19 protein-coding genes are annotated in these 25,156 nt (G+C 58.0%); 13 read left to right on the forward strand and 6 right to left on the reverse strand.

From position 1 onward, the window contains the following. Positions 1 to 375 precede the first annotated feature (375 nt). Both HWX74_RS10635 and HWX74_RS10640 read left to right on the forward strand, forming a co-directional pair. Positions 376 to 2,784 carry an FAD-dependent oxidoreductase gene (locus HWX74_RS10635; RefSeq protein WP_176013514.1) on the forward strand — a complete coding sequence of 803 codons (2,409 nt, stop codon included), beginning with the start codon at positions 376 to 378 and terminating at the stop codon, positions 2,782 to 2,784. A 1-nt stretch (position 2,785) separates the two neighbouring features. Then, positions 2,786 to 3,109, forward strand: a complete 324-nt coding sequence (locus HWX74_RS10640; protein ID WP_176013515.1) for a helix-turn-helix transcriptional regulator — start codon at positions 2,786 to 2,788, stop codon at positions 3,107 to 3,109. 64 nt (positions 3,110 to 3,173) lie between these two features. Here the strand turns inward: HWX74_RS10640 and HWX74_RS10645 are convergent, their stop codons facing one another. The 4 genes from HWX74_RS10645 to HWX74_RS10660 are packed head-to-tail and all read right to left on the reverse strand — an operon-like array spanning position 3,174 to position 7,923. Further along, the gene (locus HWX74_RS10645) at positions 3,174 to 4,058 is read right to left on the reverse strand and encodes a glycyl-radical enzyme activating protein (RefSeq protein ID WP_176013516.1); all 885 of its coding nucleotides are present in this window, start codon (positions 4,056 to 4,058) and stop codon (positions 3,174 to 3,176) included. Next, complete coding sequence (locus tag HWX74_RS10650) at positions 4,048 to 6,087, reverse strand: pyruvate formate lyase family protein (RefSeq protein WP_176013517.1); 2,040 nt, start codon at positions 6,085 to 6,087, stop codon at positions 4,048 to 4,050. Before HWX74_RS10650 ends, HWX74_RS10645 begins: the two co-directional genes overlap by 11 nt. After that, positions 6,084 to 6,809 (reverse strand): S9 family peptidase, encoded by a 726-nt coding sequence (locus HWX74_RS10655; RefSeq protein WP_176013518.1) that lies wholly within the window; start codon positions 6,807 to 6,809, stop codon positions 6,084 to 6,086. The genes HWX74_RS10650 and HWX74_RS10655 overlap by 4 nt, the downstream gene beginning before the upstream one ends. 4 nt (positions 6,810 to 6,813) lie before the next feature. Next, entirely contained in the window at positions 6,814 to 7,923 is a 1,110-nt protein-coding gene (locus tag HWX74_RS10660) for an alcohol dehydrogenase catalytic domain-containing protein (RefSeq protein WP_176013519.1), read from the reverse strand. Between the two features lie 137 nt (positions 7,924 to 8,060). Between HWX74_RS10660 and HWX74_RS10665 the strand changes: the two genes are divergently transcribed. Continuing rightward, positions 8,061 to 8,888 (forward strand): AraC family transcriptional regulator, encoded by an 828-nt coding sequence (locus HWX74_RS10665; protein ID WP_176013520.1) that lies wholly within the window; start codon positions 8,061 to 8,063, stop codon positions 8,886 to 8,888. A gap of 79 nt (positions 8,889 to 8,967) precedes the next feature. Beyond that, positions 8,968 to 9,135, forward strand: coding sequence for a hypothetical protein (locus HWX74_RS10670; RefSeq protein ID WP_176013521.1), 168 nt, complete (start codon positions 8,968 to 8,970; stop codon positions 9,133 to 9,135). A 230-nt stretch (positions 9,136 to 9,365) separates the two neighbouring features. Here the strand turns inward: HWX74_RS10670 and HWX74_RS10675 are convergent, their stop codons facing one another. Both HWX74_RS10675 and HWX74_RS10680 read right to left on the reverse strand, forming a co-directional pair. Continuing rightward, a complete protein-coding gene (locus HWX74_RS10675; RefSeq protein ID WP_176013522.1) occupies positions 9,366 to 10,676 on the reverse strand; it encodes a glycoside hydrolase family 27 protein in 1,311 nt (436 codons plus the stop codon). Positions 10,677 to 10,697: 21 nt separating this feature from the next. Continuing rightward, positions 10,698 to 11,489 (reverse strand): alpha/beta hydrolase family protein, encoded by a 792-nt coding sequence (locus HWX74_RS10680; protein WP_176013523.1) that lies wholly within the window; start codon positions 11,487 to 11,489, stop codon positions 10,698 to 10,700. A 384-nt stretch (positions 11,490 to 11,873) separates the two neighbouring features. On the opposite strand from HWX74_RS10680, the gene HWX74_RS10685 reads away from it, so the two are divergent. The 9 genes from HWX74_RS10685 (at position 11,874) to HWX74_RS10725 (ending at position 25,003) form a co-directional block, all read left to right on the forward strand. Continuing rightward, entirely contained in the window at positions 11,874 to 12,968 is a 1,095-nt protein-coding gene (locus HWX74_RS10685) for a LacI family DNA-binding transcriptional regulator (RefSeq protein ID WP_176013524.1), read from the forward strand. 71 nt (positions 12,969 to 13,039) lie between these two features. Then, positions 13,040 to 13,696 carry a type II secretion system protein gene (locus HWX74_RS10690; protein WP_176013525.1) on the forward strand — a complete coding sequence of 219 codons (657 nt, stop codon included), beginning with the start codon at positions 13,040 to 13,042 and terminating at the stop codon, positions 13,694 to 13,696. Between the two features lie 308 nt (positions 13,697 to 14,004). Beyond that, entirely contained in the window at positions 14,005 to 15,105 is a 1,101-nt protein-coding gene (locus HWX74_RS10695) for a GntR family transcriptional regulator (RefSeq protein WP_176013526.1), read from the forward strand. A gap of 69 nt (positions 15,106 to 15,174) precedes the next feature. Beyond that, positions 15,175 to 15,813 (forward strand): type II secretion system protein, encoded by a 639-nt coding sequence (locus HWX74_RS10700; protein WP_176013527.1) that lies wholly within the window; start codon positions 15,175 to 15,177, stop codon positions 15,811 to 15,813. A 29-nt stretch (positions 15,814 to 15,842) separates the two neighbouring features. Continuing rightward, positions 15,843 to 18,221, forward strand: coding sequence for a glycoside hydrolase domain-containing protein (locus HWX74_RS10705; protein ID WP_176013528.1), 2,379 nt, complete (start codon positions 15,843 to 15,845; stop codon positions 18,219 to 18,221). A gap of 20 nt (positions 18,222 to 18,241) precedes the next feature. Beyond that, positions 18,242 to 20,791, forward strand: coding sequence for a glycoside hydrolase domain-containing protein (locus tag HWX74_RS10710; protein WP_176013529.1), 2,550 nt, complete (start codon positions 18,242 to 18,244; stop codon positions 20,789 to 20,791). A 145-nt stretch (positions 20,792 to 20,936) separates the two neighbouring features. Continuing rightward, positions 20,937 to 21,695, forward strand: a complete 759-nt coding sequence (locus HWX74_RS10715; RefSeq protein WP_368506824.1) for a class I SAM-dependent methyltransferase — start codon at positions 20,937 to 20,939, stop codon at positions 21,693 to 21,695. Between the two features lie 400 nt (positions 21,696 to 22,095). After that, the gene (locus HWX74_RS10720; RefSeq protein ID WP_176012373.1) at positions 22,096 to 23,418 is read left to right on the forward strand and encodes an IS1380 family transposase; all 1,323 of its coding nucleotides are present in this window, start codon (positions 22,096 to 22,098) and stop codon (positions 23,416 to 23,418) included. A gap of 262 nt (positions 23,419 to 23,680) precedes the next feature. After that, positions 23,681 to 25,003, forward strand: a complete 1,323-nt coding sequence (locus tag HWX74_RS10725) for an IS1380 family transposase (protein WP_176013531.1) — start codon at positions 23,681 to 23,683, stop codon at positions 25,001 to 25,003. Positions 25,004 to 25,156: the final 153 nt, after the last annotated feature.

The following is a 25,156-nucleotide window of genomic DNA, read 5'->3' on the forward strand; positions in this document are numbered from 1 at the left end:
ATTTTTTTCAAAAACACTGATGTAAAACGGCTCAATCCTTATTATATTAGTATAAATATCGCTGATCTCGGCAATATCAAGTGAAAATTAATTTTTTTTACTGTAATGATGGAAGCCATTTTTTTTCATCATCCGGCAGAACTTGAAACAAGGAACATCCGGACTGCACTTCGCAATTTCAGCCTGCCGCCGGCGCCGGCCGATCATCGCCTGGCCGGCTGAGCTGTTTATGAAAAAACTGCATATGGCGTATTTATAGCTGTTCCAGCCGGGAGTGAAGCCGTATTGTTTTTAGGGGCTCCAAAGTTGATCCGTCGATTTGAAATATCAAAATATCATGATATCTTAATATAAAAGTCAACTCGGGAGAAAGTCATGAAAGTTCTGATTATCGGCGGAGTCGCCGGCGGCGCAAGTGCGGCGGCCCGGCTGCGGCGGCTGGATGAAAATTGTGAAATCGTGCTGGTGGAGCGCGGCGAAAACATTTCCTATGCGAATTGCGGTTTGCCGTATCACCTGGGTGGAATCATTGCCGGGCGCGACGCGTTGCTGGTGATGACGCCGGAGAAATTCCGGGCCCGTTTCCGGGTCGATGTCCGGGTGCGTTGCGAAGCGACGGCGATCGACCGGGCCGGCCGGCAGGTGAAGTTGCGCGACCTGTCCACCGGGCGGGAGGTGATGGAGTCCTACGATAAATTGATTCTGGCGCCCGGCGCATCGCCGGCGCCGGTCACGATGCCGGGGGCGGAGTTGCCCGGCGTCTATCACCTCTGGACACTGGCGGATATGGACCGGCTGGCGGCGGCGCTGGAAGCCGGCGCGAAAACGGCATTGGTGATCGGCGGCGGTTTTGTCGGGCTTGAGCTGGCGGAGAATCTGCAGCGGCGCGGTTTGGCGGTGACGCTGGTTCAGCGGGGACGCCAATTGCTGCCGACACTGGATTTTGAAATGGGCAACCTGCTGGTAACCGAATTGCGCCGCGGCGGGATCGACGTGGTGCTGGAAGCGCAGTTGACCGGCTTCCGGCCGGCTGAAGCCGGTTTGACGGCGACACTGGCGGATGGCCGCTGCCTGACGGCCGATCTGGCCGTTTTGAGCATCGGGGTACGGCCGAATTCGGAATTGGCGGCGGCGGCCGGTTTGAAGCTTGGCGCGCGCGGCCACATCGTTACCAATGACGAATTGCAGACGGCCGATCCGGATATCTATGCGGTCGGCGATGCGATCGAGGTGATCGATCCGATTCTGGGACAGCCGACCGCGATTGCCCTGGCCGGGCCGGCCAACCGGCAGGGACGGCTGGCGGCGGCCAATGTGCTGGGGCAGCATCGGCGTTATCGCGGTACCATCGGCACCTCGGTGATCAAGGTTGGCGGCCTGACCGCCGGTTCGACCGGCCATTCCGAACGGTGGCTGCAGGCGGCCGAAATACCCTACCGGAAGATTTATTTGCATCCCAACTCCAACGCTTCCTATTATCCCGGCGGCGCGCCGCTGCATATGAAGCTGTTGTTCGGGGACGGCGGCAAATTGTTTGGCGCTCAGATCGTCGGCGCCAAAGGGGTGGATAAGCGGATTGACGTGATCTCTTCCGCCATCTGGAACGGTCTGCCCATTCAGGCGCTGGCCGATTTGGAATTGGCGTATGCCCCGCCGTACGGCGCGGCGAAGGATCCGGTCAATCTGGCCGGCATGATCGGCGAAAACGTCATCGAAGGTTTGACGACGGCGGCCTATTTCGAAGCGTTGCCGGCCGACGCCTGGCTGCTCGATGTCCGCGAGCCGGCGGAGTTCGAACTCGGTTCGTTGCCGGGGGCGCACCATATTCCGCTCGGCGCGTTGCGGCGGCAGCTGGCCGAATTGCCGAAAGACCGCCGGATTTTCATCTTCTGCCAATCGGGTTTGCGCGGGTATGTGGCGGAACGCATCCTGGTGCAGCACGGTTTCGACGCGGTCAATCTTTCGGGCGGTTATCTGACCTGGAAGCAGTTGCAGCCGCCGGCCGATAACCTGACGAAACCGTCGCCGGTTCAACCGCCGCCGCCGAAAGCCGCCGCCGACCGGCCGGTGGTCGACGCCCGGGCGTTGGCTTGTCCCGGCCCGGTGGTCCGGCTGAAGCAGGCGGTCGATGCTTTGGCGGACGGCGGAGAAGTGGAATTGCTGGCGCCGCTCTCTTTCGAGGTCGATCTGGCCAATTGGCTGCGTTCCAGCGGCAATTCGCTGGTCGGGGAAGAAAAGCTGGCCGATCATCTCCGGGCGGTCATCCGCAAGGGCGGCGTGGCTCCGTCCGGGGCGGCTTGGTCCGGACGGTCGGCGAATGGCGGTGCTATCGTGCTGTTCAGCAATGATCTGGATAAGGCGATGGCGGCATTGATCATCGCCTGCGGCATGGCGGCGGCCGGCAAACCGGTCGGTATTTTCTTCACCTTCTGGGGCTTGACCGTGCTGCGCCGCGATCCGGCGCCGCCGGTCGCCAAACGCGGCCTGGCGCGCCTGTTCGGCTGGATGCTGCCGAAAGGCGCCGGTCGCCTGAAGCTGTCGAAGCTGAATATGGCCGGCCTGGGCACGCAAATGATGAAACAGGTGATGGCGGACCGCCAGGTGACGGCGCTGCCGGAGTTGCTGCAGCAGGCGCGGGCGCTCGGGGTCCGGTTCATCGCCTGCGAAATGGCGATGGATATCATGGGAATTCGCCGGGAGGAATTGATTGAAGTCGACGAAGTGGCCGGCGTTGCCAGCTTTGTCGAGATGGCCCAGTCCAGCAACAACACTTTGTTTATCTGATATGATGAATGAAGAACGACTGCCGGAGGAATTCCTCCGGCCGATGGCCGAGGTGATCAGGCTGATGGGCCATCCGCAGCGGCTGCAAATTCTGGACTATCTGGATATTCACGGCGAATCCTCGGTCAACGCGGTTGTCGAAGGAATCGACGGGCAGCAGGGCGCCGTGTCGCAGCATCTCAACAAGATGCGCGTCGCCGGGCTGATCGCCTGCCGCCGCGACCGCCGTCAGGTATTGTACCGGATCGCGGCGGAAAATCCGGTGACCATCCTGCATTGTTTGCGCCGGAAATACCAGGCGGTCAAGGCGGCCGGGGGAAAATAGCTTCGTTCCGGCTCCTCCGGGGTGGTCCGGGCGATATTTTCATAGCGTCCAATGATTCGGATCGTCACACGACCGATACGGCGATGCCGTGTCGGTCCAGCCCGACGCGCCACCGTTCGAGCAGCTCCGGCGAAGGAGCGGCCAGCGCCGGCCAATCCGGTTCCGGCAGTCCGGCCATCGTGGCTTTGCCGCGTCCCATATCGTGATACGGCAACAGGTCGACGCCTTCGACGCCGGGCAGGGCGGCCAGTTCGGCCAGCCAGCGCAGCAGGGCCGGTTCGGCGTTGACGCCGGCCACCAGCGGGACGCGGAGCCGCAGCCGGGCGCCGGCGGCCGATAAACGCCGCAGGTTCTTTTCGACCGTTTCGCCGTCGGCGCCGGTCAGTTCCCGGTAACGCGGCCGGGCCGCTTTGAGGTCGAACAGGATCAATTCACTGCATTCCGCCAAAATCTCCACCGGTTCCGGCAGGCGGATGCCGGCGGTTTCCACAGCGGTATGGATTCCCTCCTGCCGGGCAAGCCTCAACAGTTCCAGCGCAAATTCCAGTTGTGACAGTGGTTCGCCGCCGGAGAGCGTCAGGCCGCCGCCGCTCTGATCGTAGTAAAACCGGTCGCGGCGGACGACGGCGAGCACCGCCTCGGCGCTCATCGGCCGTCCGAGCAGCGTCAACGCGCCGCCGGGACATTCGGCGGCACATCTTCCGCAACCGGTACAGGCGGTGGCGGCGGTCCGGCGGCAAGCCGGGGGAATTGCCCCGGGCCGGCAGCGTCCGCAGCCGAGGCAGTGGGCCGGATTGACCGAGACGCGCGGCGCGAATTCCCGCGATTCCGGGTTGTGGCACCAGCGGCAGCGCAGCGGACAACCCTGCAGGAACACCGTCGTGCGGATGCCGGGACCGTCCTTGACGCAGAAGCGTTGGATGCGCAGGATATTTCCTTCAGCAGCCATGCGCCCGCCTCCGCATGATGTCGCGCTGCACCAGCGGGTCGAGCTGGGTGAAAAATGCCGAAAAGCCGCTGACCCGGACGATGAGGTCGGCATATTTTTCCGGTTCGGCGATCGCTTGGGCCAGCGTGGCGTTGTCGGTCACGTTGAACTGCATCTCGTGGCCGCGCCCGGAGATGAAGCGGCGCAGCAGTACGAGCAGCCGGCCCGGGTCGTCGAACATCTCCGGCAGAAACCGCATGTTGACCACCGTGCAGTTCGCCTGCGAGTAATCGGGACGAATGATCGAATTGACGAAAGCGGTCGGGCCTTCCCGGTCGAGCCCGGCGTCGGGCGAGGCCGCGTCGGACAGCGCGACGCCGGCGTGGCGGCCGTCGGCGGTGGCCATCGTTTCGGCGCCGGCCGGAATGTTGCTGGTATTCGAGGCCATGCAGCTCTGGAAACAGCCGCCGTCGGCCATGGTCAGCCGGCCGGCTTCGGCGGCGCAGAGTTCGACGATGCGTGCCGCCAGTTCGTCGCAGTACGGTTCGTCATTGCCGTATTTGGGCGCGCAGTGGATCAGCGTCTGCCGCAACTCTTCGTCGCCCTGAAAGTCGCGCCGGAGCGCTTCGACCAGCCGAATCGGTTCGATACGCTTTTCTTCGTAGACCAGTTTTTTCACCGCCGCCAGGCTGTTGGCCAGCGTGGCCAGGCCCATCATGCCGATACCGTGGAAGCGCGGAAATTCGCTGCCGCCGGCGTTGATGTCGCAGCCGCGGTTGAGACAGTCGCGCGTCACGGCGGAGAGTACCGGATCGGGAAAAATCGCCGGATCGAAAGCCGCCAGTTCGGCGTTGTAACGCCGGGCGTGTTCTTCCAGGCCGCAACGCACGCCGGCGGCGAAGGCTTCCCACAGGGCTTCGAAGGTTGGAAATTCCGGCAGGTGCAGCATGGTTTCAGTGAAGATTTTCGGCAGATTGAACCGGCTGTCGCCCCAGGCGCACTGCCGGCCGGCGAGCTGCACTTCGACGCAGCCGACCAGCGCGTAATCCCGCGCCGCTGCCAGCGGAATCCCGAAATGCTGCAGCATCCGGATGTTCACTTCGTCGTTGAATACCGCCGGAAAACCGATGCCGCTGCCGATCAGCCGGATGCAGGCCAGTAAAAATGCGTCGCTGCTCGCGTCGTGCAGCCGGGCGGACAAATTGGTGTGCGCCGAACGGACAAGGCCGGTCGCTTCCAGCATCAGGAAACTCAAGGGGTTGGCCGCATCTCTGCCGTCCGGCGTGACGCCGCCGATGCAGAGGTTGGTCACCTCCTGGAAGCCGTCGATTTTGCTCCAGAGCTGGCAGAGAAAATCGAGCGTCGGCTCGCGGTCGAGCTGGTCATGCCGCCAGAATGGCAGCAGATACTGGTCGATCCGGCCGAGCGCATTGTGGGCGCGGCCTTCCATTTCCAGGGCGACGAACAGCGCCCAGACCAGTTGGATGGCTTCGTCGAAATGCCGCGGCGGCTCGACGGCGATCCGGCGCAGCCGCTCCGCCGCGGCCGGCCGGGAGGCGGCGAGGACATCGGCGGCATGTTGCAGCCAGTCGCGCAGCGCTTCCAGGGCCTGGCGCATCGCGACGGCGATCGGCGTTTGAAAATGCCGTTCCGCCAGCCGGGCCCGTTCGATCATTCGTCCGAGTCCTTCGGTCAGAACGGTTTCAAAATCGAGTACCGTGTGGGAACTGCCGATTTCAAACGGCCGTAACGGATGCCGGTCCGCATAACGGATCGCCTCGGCGTAATCGGCCGCTTCGATTTCCGGCGGCAGTTCGGCGCGCCGGAACAGTTCGACGCCGCCGTAAAATTCCTGTTCTTCCGCCAGCAAGACCGGAATGGTCAGCAAAGCGTGGCGAAAGGCTTCGACCCGCCGGATCGCTTCCGGCGTTTCGGCGCCGTCATGGGTCCGGTAGTAGACTCCCTGCCGGTAACGGAAGAGATCGACCGGCGGCTGGGCCGGATATTGTCCGGAACGTTCCCGCTTTAAAACTTCCCGCCAATTTTTCATGGTTGTGTCCTTTCCAGTTTCTTCAACATGTCCCGCAGATCTTCGAGCCCGAAGGCGAGCGGCGAGTCGTGGTCGCCATCGGGAATTTCCCGGTAATCGAAGTTCGTCCGCCCGGCCAGCCGCTTTGCCAGCGCCCTGGCCTGTTCCACCGGGATGATTTGGTCGGCGCCGCCGTGCCGGAAGCGAATCGGCATCGTCAACCGGTCCGCCCGGTCGACAGCACTGTGCGCCCGGCAGGAACTGCCGGCATAGGCGGCCATGATCGCCCGGTGAATTTCGGCCGGGATTGCGGCCGGCTGGCGGCCGCACCAGTCGCGGTAGCGGCCGAGGTCGGTAGCGGCGCCCATGACGACCAGTGCGTCGACCAGTTCGGGATGAAGCACCGCAAAAATCAGTGCGCCGGTGCCGCCCATCGAGCCGGCCCAGAGGACGATTTTCGAGCGGCGTTGGGGTACGGTCGAAAGGAGCCAGGCGAGGTCGGCGGCGGCGGCCGGCGACATCCAGGCGTTGTCGCGCAGGTTCGGCAGCAGCAGGCTGATTTGCAGCGCCGCCAGTTCCGGCAGCCACCGGGCCAGGTCCGGGCGGGTCAACAATTGATCGCCGTGCGCGCCGTGGCCGTGCAGCATGACGACGCAGGGGCGGTTCGGGGCGCCGTCGTGCTGCAGGTACCAGTCGGGAGCGTTGTCGACCGGGCTGGCATAATCGACTCGCCGAAATAACATTGTTTCATTCCTCCGGCACGAATACCGCCTTGATCGCCCGGCCGGCTTCGGCGTCGGCCATCGCCTGATTGACCTGGGCGACCGGATACCTGGTTACCAGCCGGCTGAACAGTTTCTGCAGTTCGGGATGGGCGGCCAGAAATTCCAAATACCGGCCGATATCGGCGATGGTATATTGCCCGCTGCCGATGATGCGCAGCGCCCGGAAGGTGATCTGCTGCGGTTCGATCGCCACCGCGCCCCGGTTGGAATACTGCCCCGGTACGAAATAACGGCCGCGGGTGCGCAGCAGCGACAGCCCGAACGTGAAGGCGTCCGGCGCGCCGCTGGTTTCGATGACGACGTCGGCGCCGTCGCCGCGGTCGAGACGTCTGGCTTCGGCCAGCAGGGCCTGACGAATGTCGTCGTTCGTTGACTGGCGGTAATCGAAAAACCGGTCGGGAGCCAATGCTTCAGTCAACGCGAGGCGGGCCGGATTGGCGGCCGAACCGATCAGCGCGGTACGGCAGCGGTGCGCCTTGGCCCAGGCCAGCGCGAACAAACCGAGCGAACCGTTGCCCTGAATGGCGATTAATTCGTCCGCTTCGAGTCCGCCGCCGTATTCACAGGCGCGGATGACCGTCGGACCGCCGCAGGGAAAAGCGGCGGCGGCGAAGGTGTCGACCTGCTCCGGCAGTTTTACCAGGTTGGTCAGCGGACTGTAGAGATATTCGGCGAAGCCGCCGTGAAAATGCGGCGGGTCCGACGCCGGCTGGGCGTAGGTGACGCCGAAGGCGAGGCAACTGGCCGTTTCGCCTTTGCGGCAGTTGAAACAGTTGCCGCACGGGACGGCGACGCTGGCAATCACCCGGTCGCCGACTGCCAGCGGCCGGCCCAGTGCGTCGACCGCCGGCCCGGCGCCGAGCATATCGATTCGTCCGATGAATTCGTGGCCGATGATCAGCGGGAAGTCCGGCATCGCCAGTTTGCCGGCCGCGATGTGGACATCGGTGCCGCAGATGCCGCTGGAGAGCAGCGCCAGGCCGGCGAGGCCGGGACCGGGCTGGACGGTTGGATATTCCCGTACCTGGAATGGTTGGCCGGGACCTTGGAAAATTGCCGCTTTTCTTTTCATTTCGTTGCTTGCTCCACTGCTGAATGGTTGTATTTGAAAGAATCGGATTTTATATTTAGTATAGTATGAAACCGACGGAAAAAGAATGTCTGATTGTGGAAAAACATATCCGATTCTGCAAATCTGGAGAATGAGCCATGCCGGGATTTTATTTTAGCGAAGCGCCGCGGATCGCGCTCCATACCGCCCAGCGCCAGCAGTCGGTCTGCGGCAGCGATCGAACCAATGAAAATCGCCACGGCCACTGGGTGTTCGATTATTCCATCGCCGCCTGCGGCCGGGTGCAGGCCGGGGAAGGGCCGTGGCTGGAACGGCCGGCCAACGTCGGACATCTCTATCCGCCGGAATTCTTCTATCGTGAGGAATATTGTGCCGGCGAACCGGTCCGGTCGGCTTATGTGGTGTTTGACGCGGAGGGGGGCGCGTTGTGGCGTCTGGCGGACAATCCGGCCGGGTTTGCCCGTTTCCTCGATCCGCAGCATCGGATCGAGTCGCTGCTTTTTGAGACGATCGATACGGCGGCCGCCGGCGGCAGCGCCGGATATTTCCGCAGTTGCGGGGCGCTGGCGAAACTGCTCGATTTCCTGGTTGCCCGTTCCTGGCCGTGCCGGGAGGGCTTTATCCGTTCGGTGGATGAACGGGAATTGCCGCCCCGGCCGTTGGCGACCCGGGTGCGTGAATATTTCGAACGTCACTATATGGAAAAAATCACCCAGATTCAGTTGGCCCGTGAACTCGGCATCGGTCTTTCCACACTGGCGCACCGCTATCGGCTTGAGAGCGGCGAAACGCTGCTTGAGACTTTGCAGCGGATTCGGATTGAACAGTCGCTGCCGCTGCTGGCGCGCGGCATGCGGCTCAAAACAGTGGCCGAGGCGACCGGTTTCGCCAATGAGTTCCACTATTCAAGGGTATTCCGGCGGCTGCGCGGCCGGCCGCCGAAAGAGTGCCGGACGAGCTGCTAGTATTCCGTTTTTAAAACGATCTACAAATTTTTTGCATCGATGCTGATTATTGAATGATCTTATGAGGGAGTATCTGGATATGAAGTGGTTGCCGGTGTCCGGCGCCCTGGCCGGAAGTCTGCTGCTGAACGATTGCGGCAATGGAAATGCGGGGAACAATCCGGTGCCGGAAGCGGTGGAGAATTTTTATGTCGAAGTACAGCGGCGGCTGCCGGATACAGGCCGGCGCCATCGCCTATGCCGGTAATTTCATGAATGCGATGGGAATCTCCAACAGGACGCCGTACATCTGCCACTCCTCGACGGGGGATGCAGACGACCGCGTTCCGGCACAATGACTTTGCCAATGTCGTCCGGGGGGACGGGCACGCTTCGGCAGAGCCGTTCAACGCCTGAGCCGTTCGTGCGGTTGGAGGGGCGGATCAGGATGAAAAAAAAGCAGATCGCTCCGGCCGGGCCGGAGCGATTGGATTTTTATCAATAGCGGAAAAATTTCACCTCCATGACCGGTTCGAAATCGATGACCAATTGGCCGTTCCGATCCGGAAGATAACTCTTGTTCTCCCAGATGCTGAACAGCCGCTCCGGCCACCGTTCGAAGCCGAAATCGGCCGGCTGAAAGGTGCATTGCCAGGGCGTTGCGTGGCGGTTGAAGATGCCGAACCAGCCGTGGCCGGCGTTGCCCTGTTCCGGCGCTTTGCGGACATCCAGTTGATAACGGGCATATACCTTGCGTCCGACCACGAAGTTGCGGCAGCAGGCCAGTATTTCCGGGTGCGTCGCCAGGGCGATATCCTCGTCGTCGGTCAGCGTCAGGTCGCCGCCGAAGAGCAGCGGTGACGCGGCCAGCGCCCGCTGGGTGATGAAGAAGCGTTTTTCCGCGGCGGACAGTTCGCTCATCCGGCTGTGCCCGACACCGCTCAGGGCGGCATTGTCCGAAGAGTTCCGGGATTTCGAGTAGACCTGCAGCGCACCGAACGGAATCATGTCCAGATCGAGGCAGCAACTGCGGTCGCCGCAATTTTCCCACTGTTCCCAGCGATCCAGAATCCGGGTCAGGTCGTTCGGGCGGTCCCAGATGTCGCCGGAAATCCGGAACATGTTGCAATATTGCCGGATCAACCCGTAATTGCCGGTCCAGACGAAATCACCCGGGGAAAGGCTGTAGACGATTGGCCGCGACGCCTTGGCGATCGCTTTGCCGATCGCTTCGATTTCGGCCGGATAATCCGCCAGGTCGTCGGCTTTGAGCAGGTCGATTTGCAGTTCATCGCTCAGATAGGCGATGACGCTGTCGTAATAAGCCTGGGCGCCCGGCCTGGTCATATCGACGCCGTAGTTGAGCGGACACCAGCCGCACAGATCGCCGGTATCGGCGATATCGGCGGCGCGGATGCCGTCGGCGCCGAGCACCGGCGTATTTTCCTCGACCGCTTTGCGCGGGATGCCGCGCATCAAATGCACACCGAATTTGATGCCGGCCTCATGGCAGCGGTCGGCGATATAACGAAGGCCGCGCGGAAACAGTTTCGGCGCCGGCACCAGCCGTCCGTAGGCGTCGATATGAACGTCGATCCGGTCGGCGGCTGCCGGGTTGTCCGGCTCGAGCAGGGCGCCGTATTCCGAATACCAGCCGGCGTCGATGCAGAAATAATCATAGCCGTGGGGTTTCAGCTTGGTCAGGAACGCGTCCAGATTGGCCAGCGCCTGGGCTTCGTTGATGAAAATTCCCCAACAGTCGAAACTGTTCCAGCCCATGACCGGTTGAGGAAGGGTATCGATTCGCATGGCAAACTCCTTTGGATTGATTTACGATTGCTTTGGAAACATGAATTGCAGGGCATTTTGAATGCAGACGTCCCAGAATTCCCAGGTATGACCGCCGGAACGCTCGATATAATTCAAATCGAAGCAGTTTCCGAAACTCCGGAGGTGATCGCGGAATTTGACGTTGTCGGCGTAGAGAATATCCTCGGTTCCGCACTCCAGGTGCAGCCGGGGACGCTGCGGCGCCCGGGCCGCCTGGCTCGCGAGAGCGAAGGGATCGTCGTCGCTGCCGGGTTGCGGTCCGGCGTCGCCGAAGATGGTCCGCATTTCCTGTCGCCAGCCCGCATCGGCATTGGCATCGGTAAAATGGGCGATATCGGTGACGCCGGAGAAGCTGGCGGCGGCGGCGAACCGATCCGGATGTTTCAGCGCCAGCTTCAGGGCGCCGTAACCGCCCATCGACAACCCGGCGACGAAGGTGTCCTCGCGGCGGCGGCTGACCGGGAAAAAGCCGGCGACGATTTCCGGCAGTTCTTCGCTGAGGAAACTCCAGAAGCGGCCGCCGTAGCCCATGTCGCGGTAAAAGCTGCGCTGCCCGTCCGGCATGACGACAGCGATGCCGAGCGGAGCGACATAACGTTCAATCGAGGTCCGGCGCATCCAGATGGTGTGGTCGTCGCTCATGCCGTGGAGCAGATAGAGTACCGGCATTGCGGCTGCCGCCCGGCCGGACTGCTGGCCGATCAGCGTATGGGAACGCTGCGGCAGGATGACGTTCATGGAACAGCCGCGCATCAAAGTGTCGGAATGGAAATTGCATTGTAAAAAAGCCATTTTCGTCTCCTTGATCGATAAAAAATCATGGTGAAAGATAATTGTCGAAATGATTCTTGCAAGCGGCAAAGGAATCTTTTCCGGAAGGATTTCGCCGCGGCGCCCGGTGGAGCCAGGAACGAAGAATGCCGTCGCTGCGATTCCTGCTTTGGCCTGGATTGATGTTTTTCGATATAGTGTGGAAATATATTTTACTATAGCGATATAGGTTGTACGCCGGTAATTGAGCGAAAATTGCCGGTTTGACAGGAAAAAAGGGAAAAATCGAAAAAAAATCGAAAAAAGTCGGCCAGGGTATTGACTTTTTTGTATCGATATACTATACTTTATAACGAAACAACACGACAATGCGGAAAGATAATATTCCTTGGATGGACTTGTGCGATGAATTCGAAATACCAGCAACTCTATGAAACGCTCCATGCGGCGGCGCTCCAGGCCAGAGACGGCGAGAAACTGCCGTCGATCAAGGACCTCTGTGCGCAGTATCGGGTCAGTTTGGCGACGCTCAGTTCGGCGCTGAACCTGCTGGAAAAGGACCGGCTGATCCGCCGGGAGCCGAAGAAAGGCATCTATTTTGCCAGGCCGGAGGCGCCGGGCAGGACCCGGCGGGTGGCGCTGTTGCTGCCGGGCGGGCTGGAGCCGTTGTTCGTAACGATCGTCACGACGCTGCACCGTTATTTCAAGGCGTTGAATATCCAGTTGAATATCCAGTTGTACGATCTGAGTCCGGAATCGGAGGCGAAGGAGCTGGAGGCGCTGATGGATGACGACAGTTCGGAAGGCGTGCTCTATCTGCCGCTGTATCCGGTGTTTGACACGCCCCGTTCGGCGGAGATCCTGAAGGAAATGGTCAAGCGCAAGCCGGTGGTGCAGTTCGACCGCGAAGTCGGGGAAGGGGTGACGTCGTTTGTCGGCTACGAATGCTTCAACGGCAGCTACAGCGCCACGTGGCATTTGATCGAAGCCGGGCACCGGTCGATCGGCCTGATCTGTGCTTCGAACGATGATTTCGCCCGGCCGTCGCAGCGTTTGGCCGGCTATTTTGCCGCGCTGCACGACGCCGGCTTGCCGTATGACCCGCAGCAGACGATCATTTACGATGCTTTCAATCCGGAGTTGTCCAACGGCGTCATCGAAATTCTCAGCCGGCCTGATTGTCCGACCGCTTTTTTCGCGATCAACAGCGTCTATGTGCCGCATTTCATGCGCAAAGTGGCGTTCGTCGGCAAACAGATCCCGGACGATGTCAGCCTGATTTGTTACGATCTGTCCGATACGCTGGCCAATCTGCCGTTGAAGATTACCCATGTGTCGGAACCGACTCGTGAAGCGGTGACGCTGGCGGCGGAGCTGTTGCTGCAGCAGCTCGATTCGAAAACGCCGGTTGTCAAGTCGCAACTGTTGCCGGGAAAACTGGTGGCCGGTGAAAGCTGCAAGGTGATGCCGAAACTGGAAATCCAGGCTTATAATGAATGATTGATGCGTCGAACAAACAGAATAAATTTTGGAACCCGAAAAACAAAACGTCCAAAAGAAGGAATCCAAAGATGAGAAAGAATTTCACATTAATCGAATTGCTGGTCGTGATTGCGATTATCGCCATTCTTGCCAGCATGCTGCTTCCGGCGCTCGGCAAGGCGAAGGCCAAGGCGCAGGCGATCAAATGCACCGGCCAGATGAAACAGTTGGCACTGGGAACGACGATTTATGCCGATGACAACAATGATTGCGGCCCGTGGCAGGAATCCAACAGTTACGACAAAACCTGGCATCAGAAGATGGAATCCTATTATGACAATCAGTCGGTATGGGATGGCGGTTTCAACTGCAATGTCGCTACGCCCGACAAAGATGACGGCCTGCCCGGTTATTTCCCGAACGCACTGTTCGTGGCTTTCGGCCGCAAGCTGTCCGCGTTCAGCAAGCCCTCGGTGAACGGCATGTACGGCGAACGCCGGACGATTCAGGATGGCGGATGCGGAATGAATCCTTTTCATGGCTGGTATATGTGGAACAACGACAATTTGAAGGAAAATTCCTGGGCTTATAATCACTCCAACCGGATTAATCTGGCATTCATGGACGGTCATGTCGAATCTTACTCGCTCGGCGAATTCGATCCGTCCAACGATTATTCCAGCGGCCGTAAGCTGACGCTCTGGGATTTCTGTGACGGTGACGCCGACGGCAACTCCAGCAATTGACCGCCGGAATGACCGTTGGAGACTCCTGCTCTGCCGCCGGCAGCCACAGCCGGCGGCAGACGATTCCGGCCGTGATGCGGTGATTTTTGATATCGGGTGTGGCGTGTCCTTTGCTGTTGCGATACAAGGAGAGAAATGGCTTGGGGACCTGACTTGTCGTATTTCCGCCCGCTTGAGAGCCGAAAGCCAAATAAAGAAAAGAAAAAACCGGTTGCCATATTGACTTTTTTGTATCGATATAGTATACTTTATAACGAAACAACAATCGCAGAACGTATTTAATCATCTTTGTCACCCGGAAGCAGCGCATGACGATGAACTCGAAATATCAACAACTTTATGAAACGCTCCACGCGGTAGCGCTTCGGGCCAAGGACGGCGAAAAGCTGCCGTCGATCAAGGAACTCTGTGCGGAGTATCAGGTCAGCCTGGCGACGTTGAATTCGGCATTGAGTCTGCTGGAAAAGGATTGTCTGATTCGCCGGGAACCGAAGAAGGGCATCTATTTTGCCAAACCGAAGTCGCCGGTCAGATCCCGGCGCATTGCGCTGCTGCTGCCGGGCGGGCTGGAGCCGCTGTTCGTGACGATCGTCACGACGCTGCATCGTTATTTCAAGGCGTTGAATGTCGAATTGAACATCCAGCTGTACGACCTTACGCTGGAATCGGAGGCGGAGGAGCTGGAAGCGCTGATGTATGACAACACGACCGATGGTGTGCTTTATCTGCCGCTGTATCCGTTGTTCGAAGCGCCCCGTGCGGTGGAGATCCTGAAGGAAATGGTCAAGTGCAAACCGGTCATCCAATTCGACCGCGAGGTGGGAGACGGGGTGACGCCGTTCGTCGGGTACCAGTGTTTCGTCAACAGCTACAAGGCGACCCGTTTCCTGATCGAGGCCGGGCACCAGTCGATCGGCCTGATCTGCGCGTCGAACGATAATTTCGCCCGGCCGTCACAGCGTTTGGCCGGTTATTTCGAAGCGTTGCGCGAAGCCGGGCTGCCGTATGATCCGCGCCAGACGATCATCTATGATGTCCTCAACCCGGATTTGTCCAACGGCGTCATCGAAATTCTCAGCCGGCCTGATTGCCCGACCGCTTTTTTCGCGATCAACGGCGTCTATGTGCCGCGTTTCATGCGCAAGGTGGCGTTCGTCGGCAAGCGGATTCCGGACGACGTCAGCCTGACTTGTTACGATCTGTCCGATACGCTGGCCAATCTGCCGTTGAAAATCACCCACGTGTCGGAACCGACCCGCGAAGCGGTGACGCTGGCGGCGGAATTGTTGTTGCAGCAGATCAATTCCAATGCCGCGATTGAACAGTCGCATCTGCTGCCGGGCAAATTGGTCATCGGCGAAAGCTGCAGAAACCTCTTCAGCCCGACGGCCCAGGCTTACAATGTTTAAGCCGTCGAAAATGATAAATTGAATTTTTAAACTGTTTAAACCAAACTTCCAGAAAGAAGGATTCAGAAGATGAAAAGAAAATTCACATTAATTGAATTGCTGGTCGTGATTGCCATTATTGCCATTCTTTCCAGTATGCTGCTGCCGGCGCTCGGCAAAGCGAAAGCCAAGGCGCAAGCGATCCGGTGCACCGGCAAACTCAAGCAGCTGGCGCTGTCGGTGATCATGTATGCCGACGACAACAATGATTGCGGTCCGTGGCAGGAGGACAACAATTATGAAAACACCTGGCATTACCGCCTGATGCCGTATGGCGAAAACCGTTCGGTGTGGGATGGCGCGTTCAATTGTCCGGTCGCTCCGGAATCGGAGGCGAAAGACAACGGCATGCCGACTTATATCATCAACGGCGCTTTCGCCGGCGGCGACCGGAAAATGACGGCGATGGACAAACCTTCGGCAAACGGCATGTTCGGCGAACGGACCGCTTTCGACAACGGCGGCAATTCCTGTGCGCTGCACGCGTTCTGGCGCTGGGCCCCGGATTGCATCGAAAAGGAGAAATTCTGGGCGTACGATCATAGCGCGCGGACGAATCTGACCTTTGTCGACGGCCATGTCGACTCCTTTACACAGCAGGAATTCGATCCGACCGACAATCCGGAGGATCGTAAGGTGAACTATCGGGACTTCTGCAACCAGGATTGAAAAGACGATTGTTTATGAATCGGAAAACGATGAAATTTGCCGCCGGCATCCTCCTGGCGGTGACGGCGGCGACAGGCGGTGAATGGTCTTTCGACGGCCTGGAACCGTTGACCAGCGATGACGGCCGGCAGAGCCTGACCGGTTCGGCGGCGGTCTGCCGGGGAGAGGGGATCGTCGGAAACGCCCTTTACTTCGACGGGCGCGGTGACTTCCTGGAATTGCAGTTGACCGGTGAAAGCCGTCCGCGGGACGAGATGACCGTTTCGTTCTGGGGCAGGCCGGAAGCGGATTCGGAGTTTTTTCAATTGGTCAGAAGTCCGGCCCGCGATCTCTGCTTTGACGGCGGGCCGGGATTCGGCTGGTATGAGGTGCATACCGCTTCCGGGCGGCAGATTTACAACGGTTATGCCCATCCGCAGCGGCTGCAGCCGGAACAATGGTATCATTTCGCGCTGGTCTATGACCAGAATGCTTTGGAATTGTATCTCGACGGCGATTTGATCAGCCGGACCGCGGCGGAGCAGCCCGGTGAACTGCGCTTTTCCGGGGAGCCATGGCGCATCGGCGGCCGGCTGCGGGAAGACGGCGGGGTTTTTCACGGCTGGCTGGATGATTTAAAAGTGCTGCCGGCGGCCGACCGCGATTTTGGCGAAGTGAAACGGCTGAAGCGGCGGGAACGGTTGAAGGCGCTCGGCAGCGAATCGCTGGATGCCTATCGCCGGGAACGGATGGCGGCGCTGTTCGGCGCCGGGGCTGCCGGATTGCCGTACGCCGTCGCGGTGGAATCCGGCCTGACCAGAATTTTGCCGGCAGCCTTCCATCCGGGGAATTTTCAACCGGAAGTGGCGGTGGAGAGCGCCGCGTTCGAACGGGAAAATTGCCAGTTGCTGATTCTGCCGTATGAGGGCCGGCGTTTGACCGGTTTCAGCGTGGAATTGCCGGCGACGTTGACTGACGCGGCCGGTTGCGAGCATCCTTTCGACTTTAAGGCCAGCCGGGTGTCGTATGATCCGATGCCGAAGCCGAGCCCTTACATGTATCCGTTGCCGCGGATTCCGGACCGGCTGCTGGAATTGGAACAGTTCGAGGCCGGTGGCGATGAGCCGGCGGTGTTGTGGCTGGAGATTTTCACGCCGGGCCGGACGCCGGCCGGCGAATACCGCGGCACAATCGTGCTGCGGCAGCCGGACAGTCCCGCCTTCGAACTGCCGGTACGGGTGAAAGTTTGGAATTTCGAGCTGCCGGAGCGCAATGTCGTGCCGAGCCTGGTCAATGTCTGGGAACGCGATCTGCAGAGTTATGTCGAAGAAGGCGATGCCGAAGGCTTTGTCGCACTGCTGGATCAATATTGCAGCATGTTGCTGGAGCATCGTTTGAATCCGGTCGTCCTGGCCCATGCCGGGCTGGTGGCGCCGTGGCTGCGCCGGGCGGTTTATCCGGATTACCGGGTCGAAAACGGCCGGGCGGTCGGCAACATGGGGTATTTCGATGAATTGATCGCCAAATACCGCCGGCGCGGTTTGTCGGTCGTCGCGGTCGGGCCGCACTACAATTTCGATGAAACCAAACTCGACGGCGGCGACTGGTGGATGAACATTCAAGCCACCGAACCGGCGAAGATCTGGTCGTTCATCCGGCGGCATGCCGCCGAACGGGGCTACCTGGCCGACGCGGTGGCCTATCCAATCGACGAACCGGAAAAGGAGGTCGAATTGGTCAACCGGGTGGAAAATATGCTGGCGGTGGCGGCTCCGGATCTCCCGATGCTGCTGACCTCCGGCGGCGCCAATTATCCGGACCCGGCGATGCCCGGCGTCGATATCTGGGTGCCGATCCTGCACTGGACCAACCGGCCGGAACAGCTGAAGGCGCGGCGGGCCGGCAAACCGGTCTGGACCTACGTCTGCACCGGGCCGAATTATCCGCTGCCGAATCTGCACAGCGACACGCCGCCGTGCGGCATCCGGATGCTGGCGGTCGGCGCCGCCCGGTTCGATTACGACGGCCTGCTGCATTGGGCGGCCAATTTCAATACTTATAAAAACGCACCGGCGGAACCCAATCCGTTCGCGGCCGGCGAGGGCACTTATATCTATGCCGCCGCGGACGGCCGCCCGATTCCGACGATCCGCCTGAAATCGCTGGCCGACGGCATGGAGGACTGGACTTATCTGGAACTGCTGCGGGAGAAGAATCCGGCCGTCTATGCCGAAATTCGCGCCGAACTGGCGCGGTTGATTCCGGAGCGGGAGTACGACCGGGCGAAAGAGATCCGGCTGCAGAATCCGCGGGAAGCCTCCTTTCATACTTTTCTGGATCCGGAGGCTTTTTACGCTGTTTACGATGACCCGGCCGCCTGGCTGGCGATCCGGCATAAAATCGGTGAAGCGCTGAGCGCAGTACAATAACGCAGAAGGAGCAAATTTTGATGAACAAAAAATGGTGTGGGTTTACATTGGCGGCCGCCGCCGTCTGGTCGGCTTCGGCATTGACGCCGCAGGTGACGGTGCCGCTGACCGGTCAGGCGCCGGTCATCGACGGGGTGATCGACCCGGCTGAATGGGCGGACGCTCTGGAAATCACCGGTTTCCAGTTGTCCAGCAACCTCGGGCTGGCCAAGGAAAAGACCCGCCTGTTCGTGAAATACGACAAGGACTATTTCTATATCGGCGCCGTCGCTTCCGACCGCAACGTGTCGATTTTGAATCAGGGGCCGTTGTATGACGACTGCATCGAGGTTTTCATCATGTCGCCCGGCAATGAGAACATTTATCAGTGGCTGCTGTATTCGCAGGACGCCGCCGGTTTGAATTTCGTCGACGCCGAATTCGGCGGGATCGACCATGAGCCCGGTCCGGTCCGCTGCAAGGTGGCGGTCAATAAGGACGACTGGACGGTCGAGGCGGCCCTGCCGGCCGCCTCCTGCGATCTGGCGCAAATCATTCCGGGCCGCGGTTGGAAAGGCAGTTTTCACCGTTCGTTCAACCATCGTAACCGGGACAAGGCCGACGGCCGCGACCCGGAATTTTCCGGTTTCGCGCTGATTCTCGGACAGTTCCAGAAGCCGCTGGAATTTCCGGAGATGATTCTGGCCGACAAAGCCGTCGTGCCGGTGCGGATGGCCGGGCTCGACGAAAAGTCCTTTGAAATTTCCGCCGCGCCGACTGCCGAGATGACGGTGACGGTCAACGGCGGCAAATCGGAAAAGGTTGCCAACCGGAACGGCACGTTCCGTTATACTTATCCGGCCGGTACGGAAACGCTGGATATTCTGATCACCGACGGGACCGAAGTGGTGTTCGCCAATCATTACTATTTTCCGGCCGATCCGGCTGCCGCCCGGGCGGCGACGCGGGAAAAGCAACTGACGGTCAAAGGGCTCGGCATCGGGGTGGAGGACAGCTTCGGCCGGATTTTTGCCGATCTGCCTTATTACAGCACCAGGCGGGAAGTGGTGCTGGAAGCGGCCCGCAATGAGTTCGAAAATTTTCAATTGGTCTTTTTCACCGGTCGGGATGAGGTGAAGGACATCGCCGTCGAAGTCTCCGCGTTGCAGGATGCCGCCGGCAATACGATTGCGCCGGAAGCGGTGACGCTCTACCGGGAAGGGACCGCCTATGCGCCGGCGATCGGTTATCCGACTGTGCGCGGCAAGGGAAATTATCCGGACCCGCTGTTCCCGCTGCCGGCGGCGTTTTCGTTGAAAGCCGGTGAGGTCTATCCGGTCTGGGCGTCGGTCAAAGTGCCGATGGATGCGGAGCCGGGCGATTATGCCGGCAGCATTACGGTGACCGCCGGCGGCCGGAACGTCGCCGAATTGCCGGTGAAACTGGAAGTTTATCCGATTACCATTCCGGTAAAGCACAGCATGAAGACGGCGTTTTCGATCTGGGAAAATGCGCTGCGGACGCGTTTCTGCCGGGAAGCCACACCGGAAAATGCCGGGAAATTACTCAAACTGACCGATGAATACGCGATGATGCTGGTCGAGCACCGCCTGACGCCGATCATCTACGGCACGCCGTCGTTGCTGCCGGAAGAGCTGACTGCCGGCATCGTGCCGGAATTCGTCAAACAGCCGGACGGCAGTTACCGGGTGGAAGCCGACGTCTATGACGCCTTGAACCGCAAGTATATCGAGGCGGGCGCGACCAATTTCAGCATCGGGCCGTATCTCTGGCACCTGAACGTTGAGGACGACGATTACAGTGTTCCGGCGGAGTGGCCGGCCATCTGGCAGGCGGTCAATCGGCATTATGTTGAAAACGGCCTGGCGCCGTATGCCTTCTCCTATCCGATCGACGAACCGGGCAACGGCATATCGGCGGAAGTCAACGCAATGATCCGCTCGATCCATGAAAACGCGCCGGATATCAAAGTGTTGATCACCGGCAGCAACGCGAATTATCCGTCGCGGTTGATCGAGGATATCGAATACTGGGTGCCGGCTTCGCACTGGGTGAATTTCCGCCAGAAGGCGGAGCAGCAGGCCAGGGGCAACGAAGTCTGGCAGTATCCCTGCTCCGGTCCGTGGTATCCGTGGCCGAACTATCACCTGGATACGGTATCCTCGGCCTGGCGGGCGATGGCCTGGTCGACTGCGAAATACGATTTCGACGGCATTCTCTACTGGGCGACGGCGATTTTCAACGCAGAAGACCCGTTCAACAACAGCGCTTACGGCGCCAACGGCGACGGTGTGCTGCAGTATCCGGCGGAAGACGGTTCGCCGCTGCCGAGTCTGCGCTTGAAGGTGATCTGCGACGGCATGGAGGATTACGAGTATATCGTTCAGCTCCGGGCGGCGTTGGAAGCCGGCCGGCAGGCCGGGAAGTCGGCTGTGCTGTTGAAGGCGGCGGAAGATTTGCTGGCGCTGAACAGCGTGTTCCGTTCCAACGTCAATTACTCGAATAATGAACAGGATTACCGGAATTTCCGGCGTCGGGCGGTCGAGCTGATCGGCCGGTTGACTCAATAGCGATGACCTGCGGGTGCCGGCGGGCCCGGGCGGAAACTTTTCCGGCCGGGCCTGTTTTTTAGGGGGAGACGGTTCAACCGGTTGCAAAAACGGAGTCCGGACGTATCGTATTCCGATGGAAAATCAGGAAAGGCAGGTGAATTTCGTGACCAATGAGAATCGATTCTCCGGCAAGGCCGACGTGTATGCCAAGTGCCGGCCGGCCTACCCGGAGGCTTATATCGACTATTTGATGGCCGCTGCCGGCTTGGAAAAAGGTGCTCCGGTCGCCGATATCGGCGCCGGCACCGGCATTTTGACCGGACAATTGCTGCGGCGCGGCTGGAAGGTGACGGCGGTGGAACCGAACGGCGACATGCGGCGGGAAATGGAACGGCGTTTGGGCCGGTGCGGCGGTTTTACCGCGATGCCCGGTACGGCGGAAGCGACTTCCATTGCGGCCGGCAGTGTCGTATTGGTGACGGCGGCGCAGGCGTTCCACTGGTTCGATCCGGCTTTGTTCCGGGCGGAATGCCGCCGGATCCTGTCGCCGGCGGGCAAGGTGGCGCTGGTCTGGAACAACCGGGACGGCGACAGTGAACTGGTCAGGGCGAATGCCGAAATCTGCCGGGCTTTCTGTCCGGCATTCCGCGGTTTCAGCGGCGGGCGGATGGCGGAAATGCCGGAACTCTTCCGGAATTTCTTTCGTGGCGGCGGTTATGAGGAAAAACAGTTCCGGCACGATCTGGCGATGGACGAAACGGGATTCGTCGGTCGGAATCTTTCCGCTTCCTATGCGCCCCGGCCGGGTGACCCGTCTTATGAGGAATTCGTCGCAGCAGTTCGCCGGTTGTTTGCGGATCATGCCCGAAACGGCCGGATCGTGATGCCGAATCTGACGCGGAGTTATCTTGGTTATGTTTGAACTTCGAGGCGGCCCGCACCGGTCCGGTCGAGCGGCGCGGCGGCTGTGAAAATAAAAAAAGCGCCTTCTCCCGGGGGAGGGAGAAGGCCAGACAAAAGAGGGAAAAAGATAGGAGATTTACATTGGTAATAGACTGCCGCTGCCGGACTTTGTTCCGTTCTTTTGTCATTTTTTTTAAAGATTGCCTTTACGCGATAGGCAATCTTCCACGTTATACTGTTTTATAAGCGGTTACAATATAATGTGTTGATTGACAGATTGCCTGTCTTTTTTTCCGATTTCATACAATATTCAGGCTAGCCTGAATATTGCGTAAATTTTCAAAAACAAAGAGGCAGATTCTCGACTAACGTATTATATTGTAATATCTTACATCACAATATAACGCCGAGGTCTGCCAATGACAAAATGTAATGTTTCGATTCCGGTCTTTCAAGGTCCGAAAAGCAGAAAAATTGAATTCAATTTCGCCGGTGGAGATATCAGCAGTGACGGCGGGTTGCTTTTCGTGAAAGAATTCGACCGCAAACTCGGTTTGACCCGGCGCGCCGGTAAACTGCTGGATTCTTTTGATATTCGACAGCCCGGAAAAGTTGAACATTCCTATCTGAGCATGCTTCGTCAACGAGTTTTTGGTTTGGTTGCCGGCCATGAAGATCTCAATGACCATCATGAATTGCGAACTGATCCGCTGATTCAAACTGTTGCCGGTCGTGATCGTCAACTCGCCACTCCAAGCACTTTATGTCGATTCGAAAATGGAATCGATCGTCGTGCTTGCGTAGATTTGAGCCGATTGTTTGTCGAATTCTTTATCGAAAGTTTCTCCACGCCGCCTCGAGAATTGATTCTTGATTTCGATGCTACCGATGACCTCACTTACGGGATGCAGGAAAATCGCTTTTTTCATGGCTATTATGACCACTATTGCTTTTTGCCGTTGTATGTTTTCTGCGGGGATCAATTGCTTGTGGCTTATTTGCGTCCATCAAAAATTGATGCGGCCAAGCATGCTTGGGCGATTCTCTCGCTACTGGTAAAGCGCTTTCGGCAGAAATGGCCGAAGGTTAAGATTATTTTCCGGGGAGACAGTGGCTTTTGCCGGCAGAAAATGCTGAACTGGTGTGATAAAAATGAGGTCAAATATATTGTCGGATTGGCGAAAAATCCACGTTTGCTGGAATTATCAAAAGATCTTCAAGTGAAAGCGGAAGCACTTTACAACGAAACACATGAAAAAGCAAAACTGTTTACTCAGTTCGAATATGCGGCAGGAACTTGGAAATACCCGCGCCGGGTGATTGCCAAAGCGGAATTCAACTCCCCCGGACCGAATAATCGTTTTATCGTCACCAATCTTGATGATGATGGACAATATCTTTATGAAAAAGTCTATTGCGCCCGAGGTGAGATGGAAAACAGGATCAAGGAACAGCAGCTGGATCTTTTCGCTGATCGGACGAGCTGCCATGACTTTGCGGCAAATCAATTCCGGCTTCTGCTTTCAAGTTTGGCTTATATTCTCATGGAACGGTTTCGGGCATTGTTGTTGACAGGAACTCAATTTGCCGAGGCTACCTGCGGCAGCATTCGCTTATACCTGGTGAAAATCGGTGCCATTATTCGGCGGAATACCAGAAAAATTTATGTTGCTCTTTCAAGTGCTTGTCCAAATCAGGAACTCCTCCGCTTGATCGCTGCGAAAATCATCGCTTGGGAATAAAACCTTGGAGAGCTGTCCCCGGCTCGCCGAACAACAACGGGGGAAAGGGGGAATATGCTCAATTTGCAAAAAAACGACAATATCCGACTCTGAAAATAAAAACTTCCGAATCTTCTGAACATTTCTCGACGATTCGAAAGTTTCATGCAACATTCAGGCTAGCCTGAATATTGCGTAAATTTTCAAAAACAAAGAGGCAGATTCTCGACTAATATATTATATTGTAATATTTTACGTGACAATATAACGCCGAGGTCTGCCAATGACAAAATGTAACGTTTCGATTCCGTTCTTTCAAGGTCCGAAAAGCAGAAAAATTGAATTCAATTTCGCCGGTGGAGATATCAGCAGTGACGGCGGGTTGCTTTTTGTGAAAGAATTCGACCGCAAACTCGGTTTGACCCGGCGCGCCGGTAACCTGCTGGATTCTTTTGATATTCGACAGCCCGGAAAAGTTGAACATTCCTATCTGAGCATGCTTCGTCAACGAGTTTTTGGTTTGGTTGCCGGCCATGAAGATCTCAATGACCATCATGAATTGCGAACTGATCCGCTGATTCAAACTGTTGTCGGTCGTGATCGTCAACTCGCCACTCCAAGCACTTTATGTCGATTCGAAAATGGAATCGATCGTCGTGCTTGCGTAGATTTGAGCCGATTGTTTGTCGAATTCTTTATCGAAAGTTTTTCCACGCCGCCTCGAGAATTGATTCTTGATTTCGATGCTACCGATGACCTCACTTACGGGATGCAGGAAAATCGCTTTTTTCATGGCTATTATGACCACTATTGCTTTTTGCCGTTGTATGTTTTCTGCGGGGATCAATTGCTTGTGGCTTATTTGCGTCCATCAAAAATTGATGCGGCCAAGCATGCCTGGGCGATTCTCTCGCTACTGGTAAAGCGCTTTCGGCAGAAATGGCCGAAGGTTAAGATTATTTTCCGGGGAGACAGTGGCTTTTGTCGGCAGAAAATGCTGAACTGGTGTGATAAAAATGAGGTCAAATATATTGTCGGATTGGCGAAAAATCCACGTTTGCTGGAATTATCAAAAGATCTTCAAGTGAAAGCGGAAGCACTTTACAACGAAACACATGAAAAAGCAAAACTGTTTACTCAGTTCGAATATGCGGCAGGAACTTGGAAATACCCGCGCCGGGTGATTGCCAAAGCGGAATTCAACTCCCCCGGACCGAATAATCGTTTTATCGTCACCAATCTTGATGATGATGGACAATATCTTTATGAAAAAGTCTATTGCGCCCGAGGTGAGATGGAAAACAGGATCAAGGAACAGCAGCTGGATCTTTTCGCTGATCGGACGAGCTGCCATGACTTTGCGGCAAATCAATTCCGGCTTCTGCTTTCAAGTTTGGCTTATATTCTCATGGAACGGTTTCGGGCATTGTTGTTGACAGGAACTCAATTTGCCGAGGCTACCTGCGGCAGCATTCGCTTATACCTGGTGAAAATCGGTGCCATTATTCGGCGGAATACCAGAAAAATTTATGTTGCTCTTTCAAGTGCTTGTCCAAATCAGGAACTCCTCCGCTTGATCGCTGCGAAAATCATCGCTTGGGAATAAAACCTTGGAGAGCTGTCACCGGCTCGCCGAACAACAACGGGGGAAAGGGGGAATATGCTCAATTTGCAAAAAAACGACAATATCCGACTCTGAAAATAAAAACTTCCGAATCTTCTGAACATTTCTCGACGATTCGAAAGTTTCATGCAACAT

It is taken from the genome of Victivallis sp. Marseille-Q1083 (assembly GCF_903645315.1).
Taxonomy (GTDB): Bacteria; Verrucomicrobiota; Lentisphaeria; order Victivallales; family Victivallaceae; genus UMGS1518.

Coding starts and splice junctions, on each gene's coding strand:
- HWX74_RS10720 (WP_176012373.1), top strand. CDS start 22,096: ATGACAAAATGTAATGTTTCGATTCCGGTCTTTCAAGGTCCGAAAAGC.
- HWX74_RS10655 (WP_176013518.1), bottom strand. CDS start 6,809: ATGTTATTTCGGCGAGTCGATTATGCCAGCCCGGTCGACAACGCTCCC.
- HWX74_RS10640 (WP_176013515.1), top strand. CDS start 2,786: ATGATGAATGAAGAACGACTGCCGGAGGAATTCCTCCGGCCGATGGCC.
- HWX74_RS10660 (WP_176013519.1), bottom strand. CDS start 7,923: ATGAAAAGAAAAGCGGCAATTTTCCAAGGTCCCGGCCAACCATTCCAG.
- HWX74_RS10665 (WP_176013520.1), top strand. CDS start 8,061: ATGCCGGGATTTTATTTTAGCGAAGCGCCGCGGATCGCGCTCCATACC.
- HWX74_RS10695 (WP_176013526.1), top strand. CDS start 14,005: ATGACGATGAACTCGAAATATCAACAACTTTATGAAACGCTCCACGCG.
- HWX74_RS10710 (WP_176013529.1), top strand. CDS start 18,242: ATGAACAAAAAATGGTGTGGGTTTACATTGGCGGCCGCCGCCGTCTGG.
- HWX74_RS10705 (WP_176013528.1), top strand. CDS start 15,843: ATGAAATTTGCCGCCGGCATCCTCCTGGCGGTGACGGCGGCGACAGGC.
- HWX74_RS10700 (WP_176013527.1), top strand. CDS start 15,175: ATGAAAAGAAAATTCACATTAATTGAATTGCTGGTCGTGATTGCCATT.
- HWX74_RS10725 (WP_176013531.1), top strand. CDS start 23,681: ATGACAAAATGTAACGTTTCGATTCCGTTCTTTCAAGGTCCGAAAAGC.
- HWX74_RS10635 (WP_176013514.1), top strand. CDS start 376: ATGAAAGTTCTGATTATCGGCGGAGTCGCCGGCGGCGCAAGTGCGGCG.
- HWX74_RS10670 (WP_176013521.1), top strand. CDS start 8,968: ATGAAGTGGTTGCCGGTGTCCGGCGCCCTGGCCGGAAGTCTGCTGCTG.
- HWX74_RS10685 (WP_176013524.1), top strand. CDS start 11,874: ATGAATTCGAAATACCAGCAACTCTATGAAACGCTCCATGCGGCGGCG.
- HWX74_RS10645 (WP_176013516.1), bottom strand. CDS start 4,058: ATGGCTGCTGAAGGAAATATCCTGCGCATCCAACGCTTCTGCGTCAAG.
- HWX74_RS10680 (WP_176013523.1), bottom strand. CDS start 11,489: ATGGCTTTTTTACAATGCAATTTCCATTCCGACACTTTGATGCGCGGC.
- HWX74_RS10690 (WP_176013525.1), top strand. CDS start 13,040: ATGAGAAAGAATTTCACATTAATCGAATTGCTGGTCGTGATTGCGATT.
- HWX74_RS10675 (WP_176013522.1), bottom strand. CDS start 10,676: ATGCGAATCGATACCCTTCCTCAACCGGTCATGGGCTGGAACAGTTTC.
- HWX74_RS10650 (WP_176013517.1), bottom strand. CDS start 6,087: ATGAAAAATTGGCGGGAAGTTTTAAAGCGGGAACGTTCCGGACAATAT.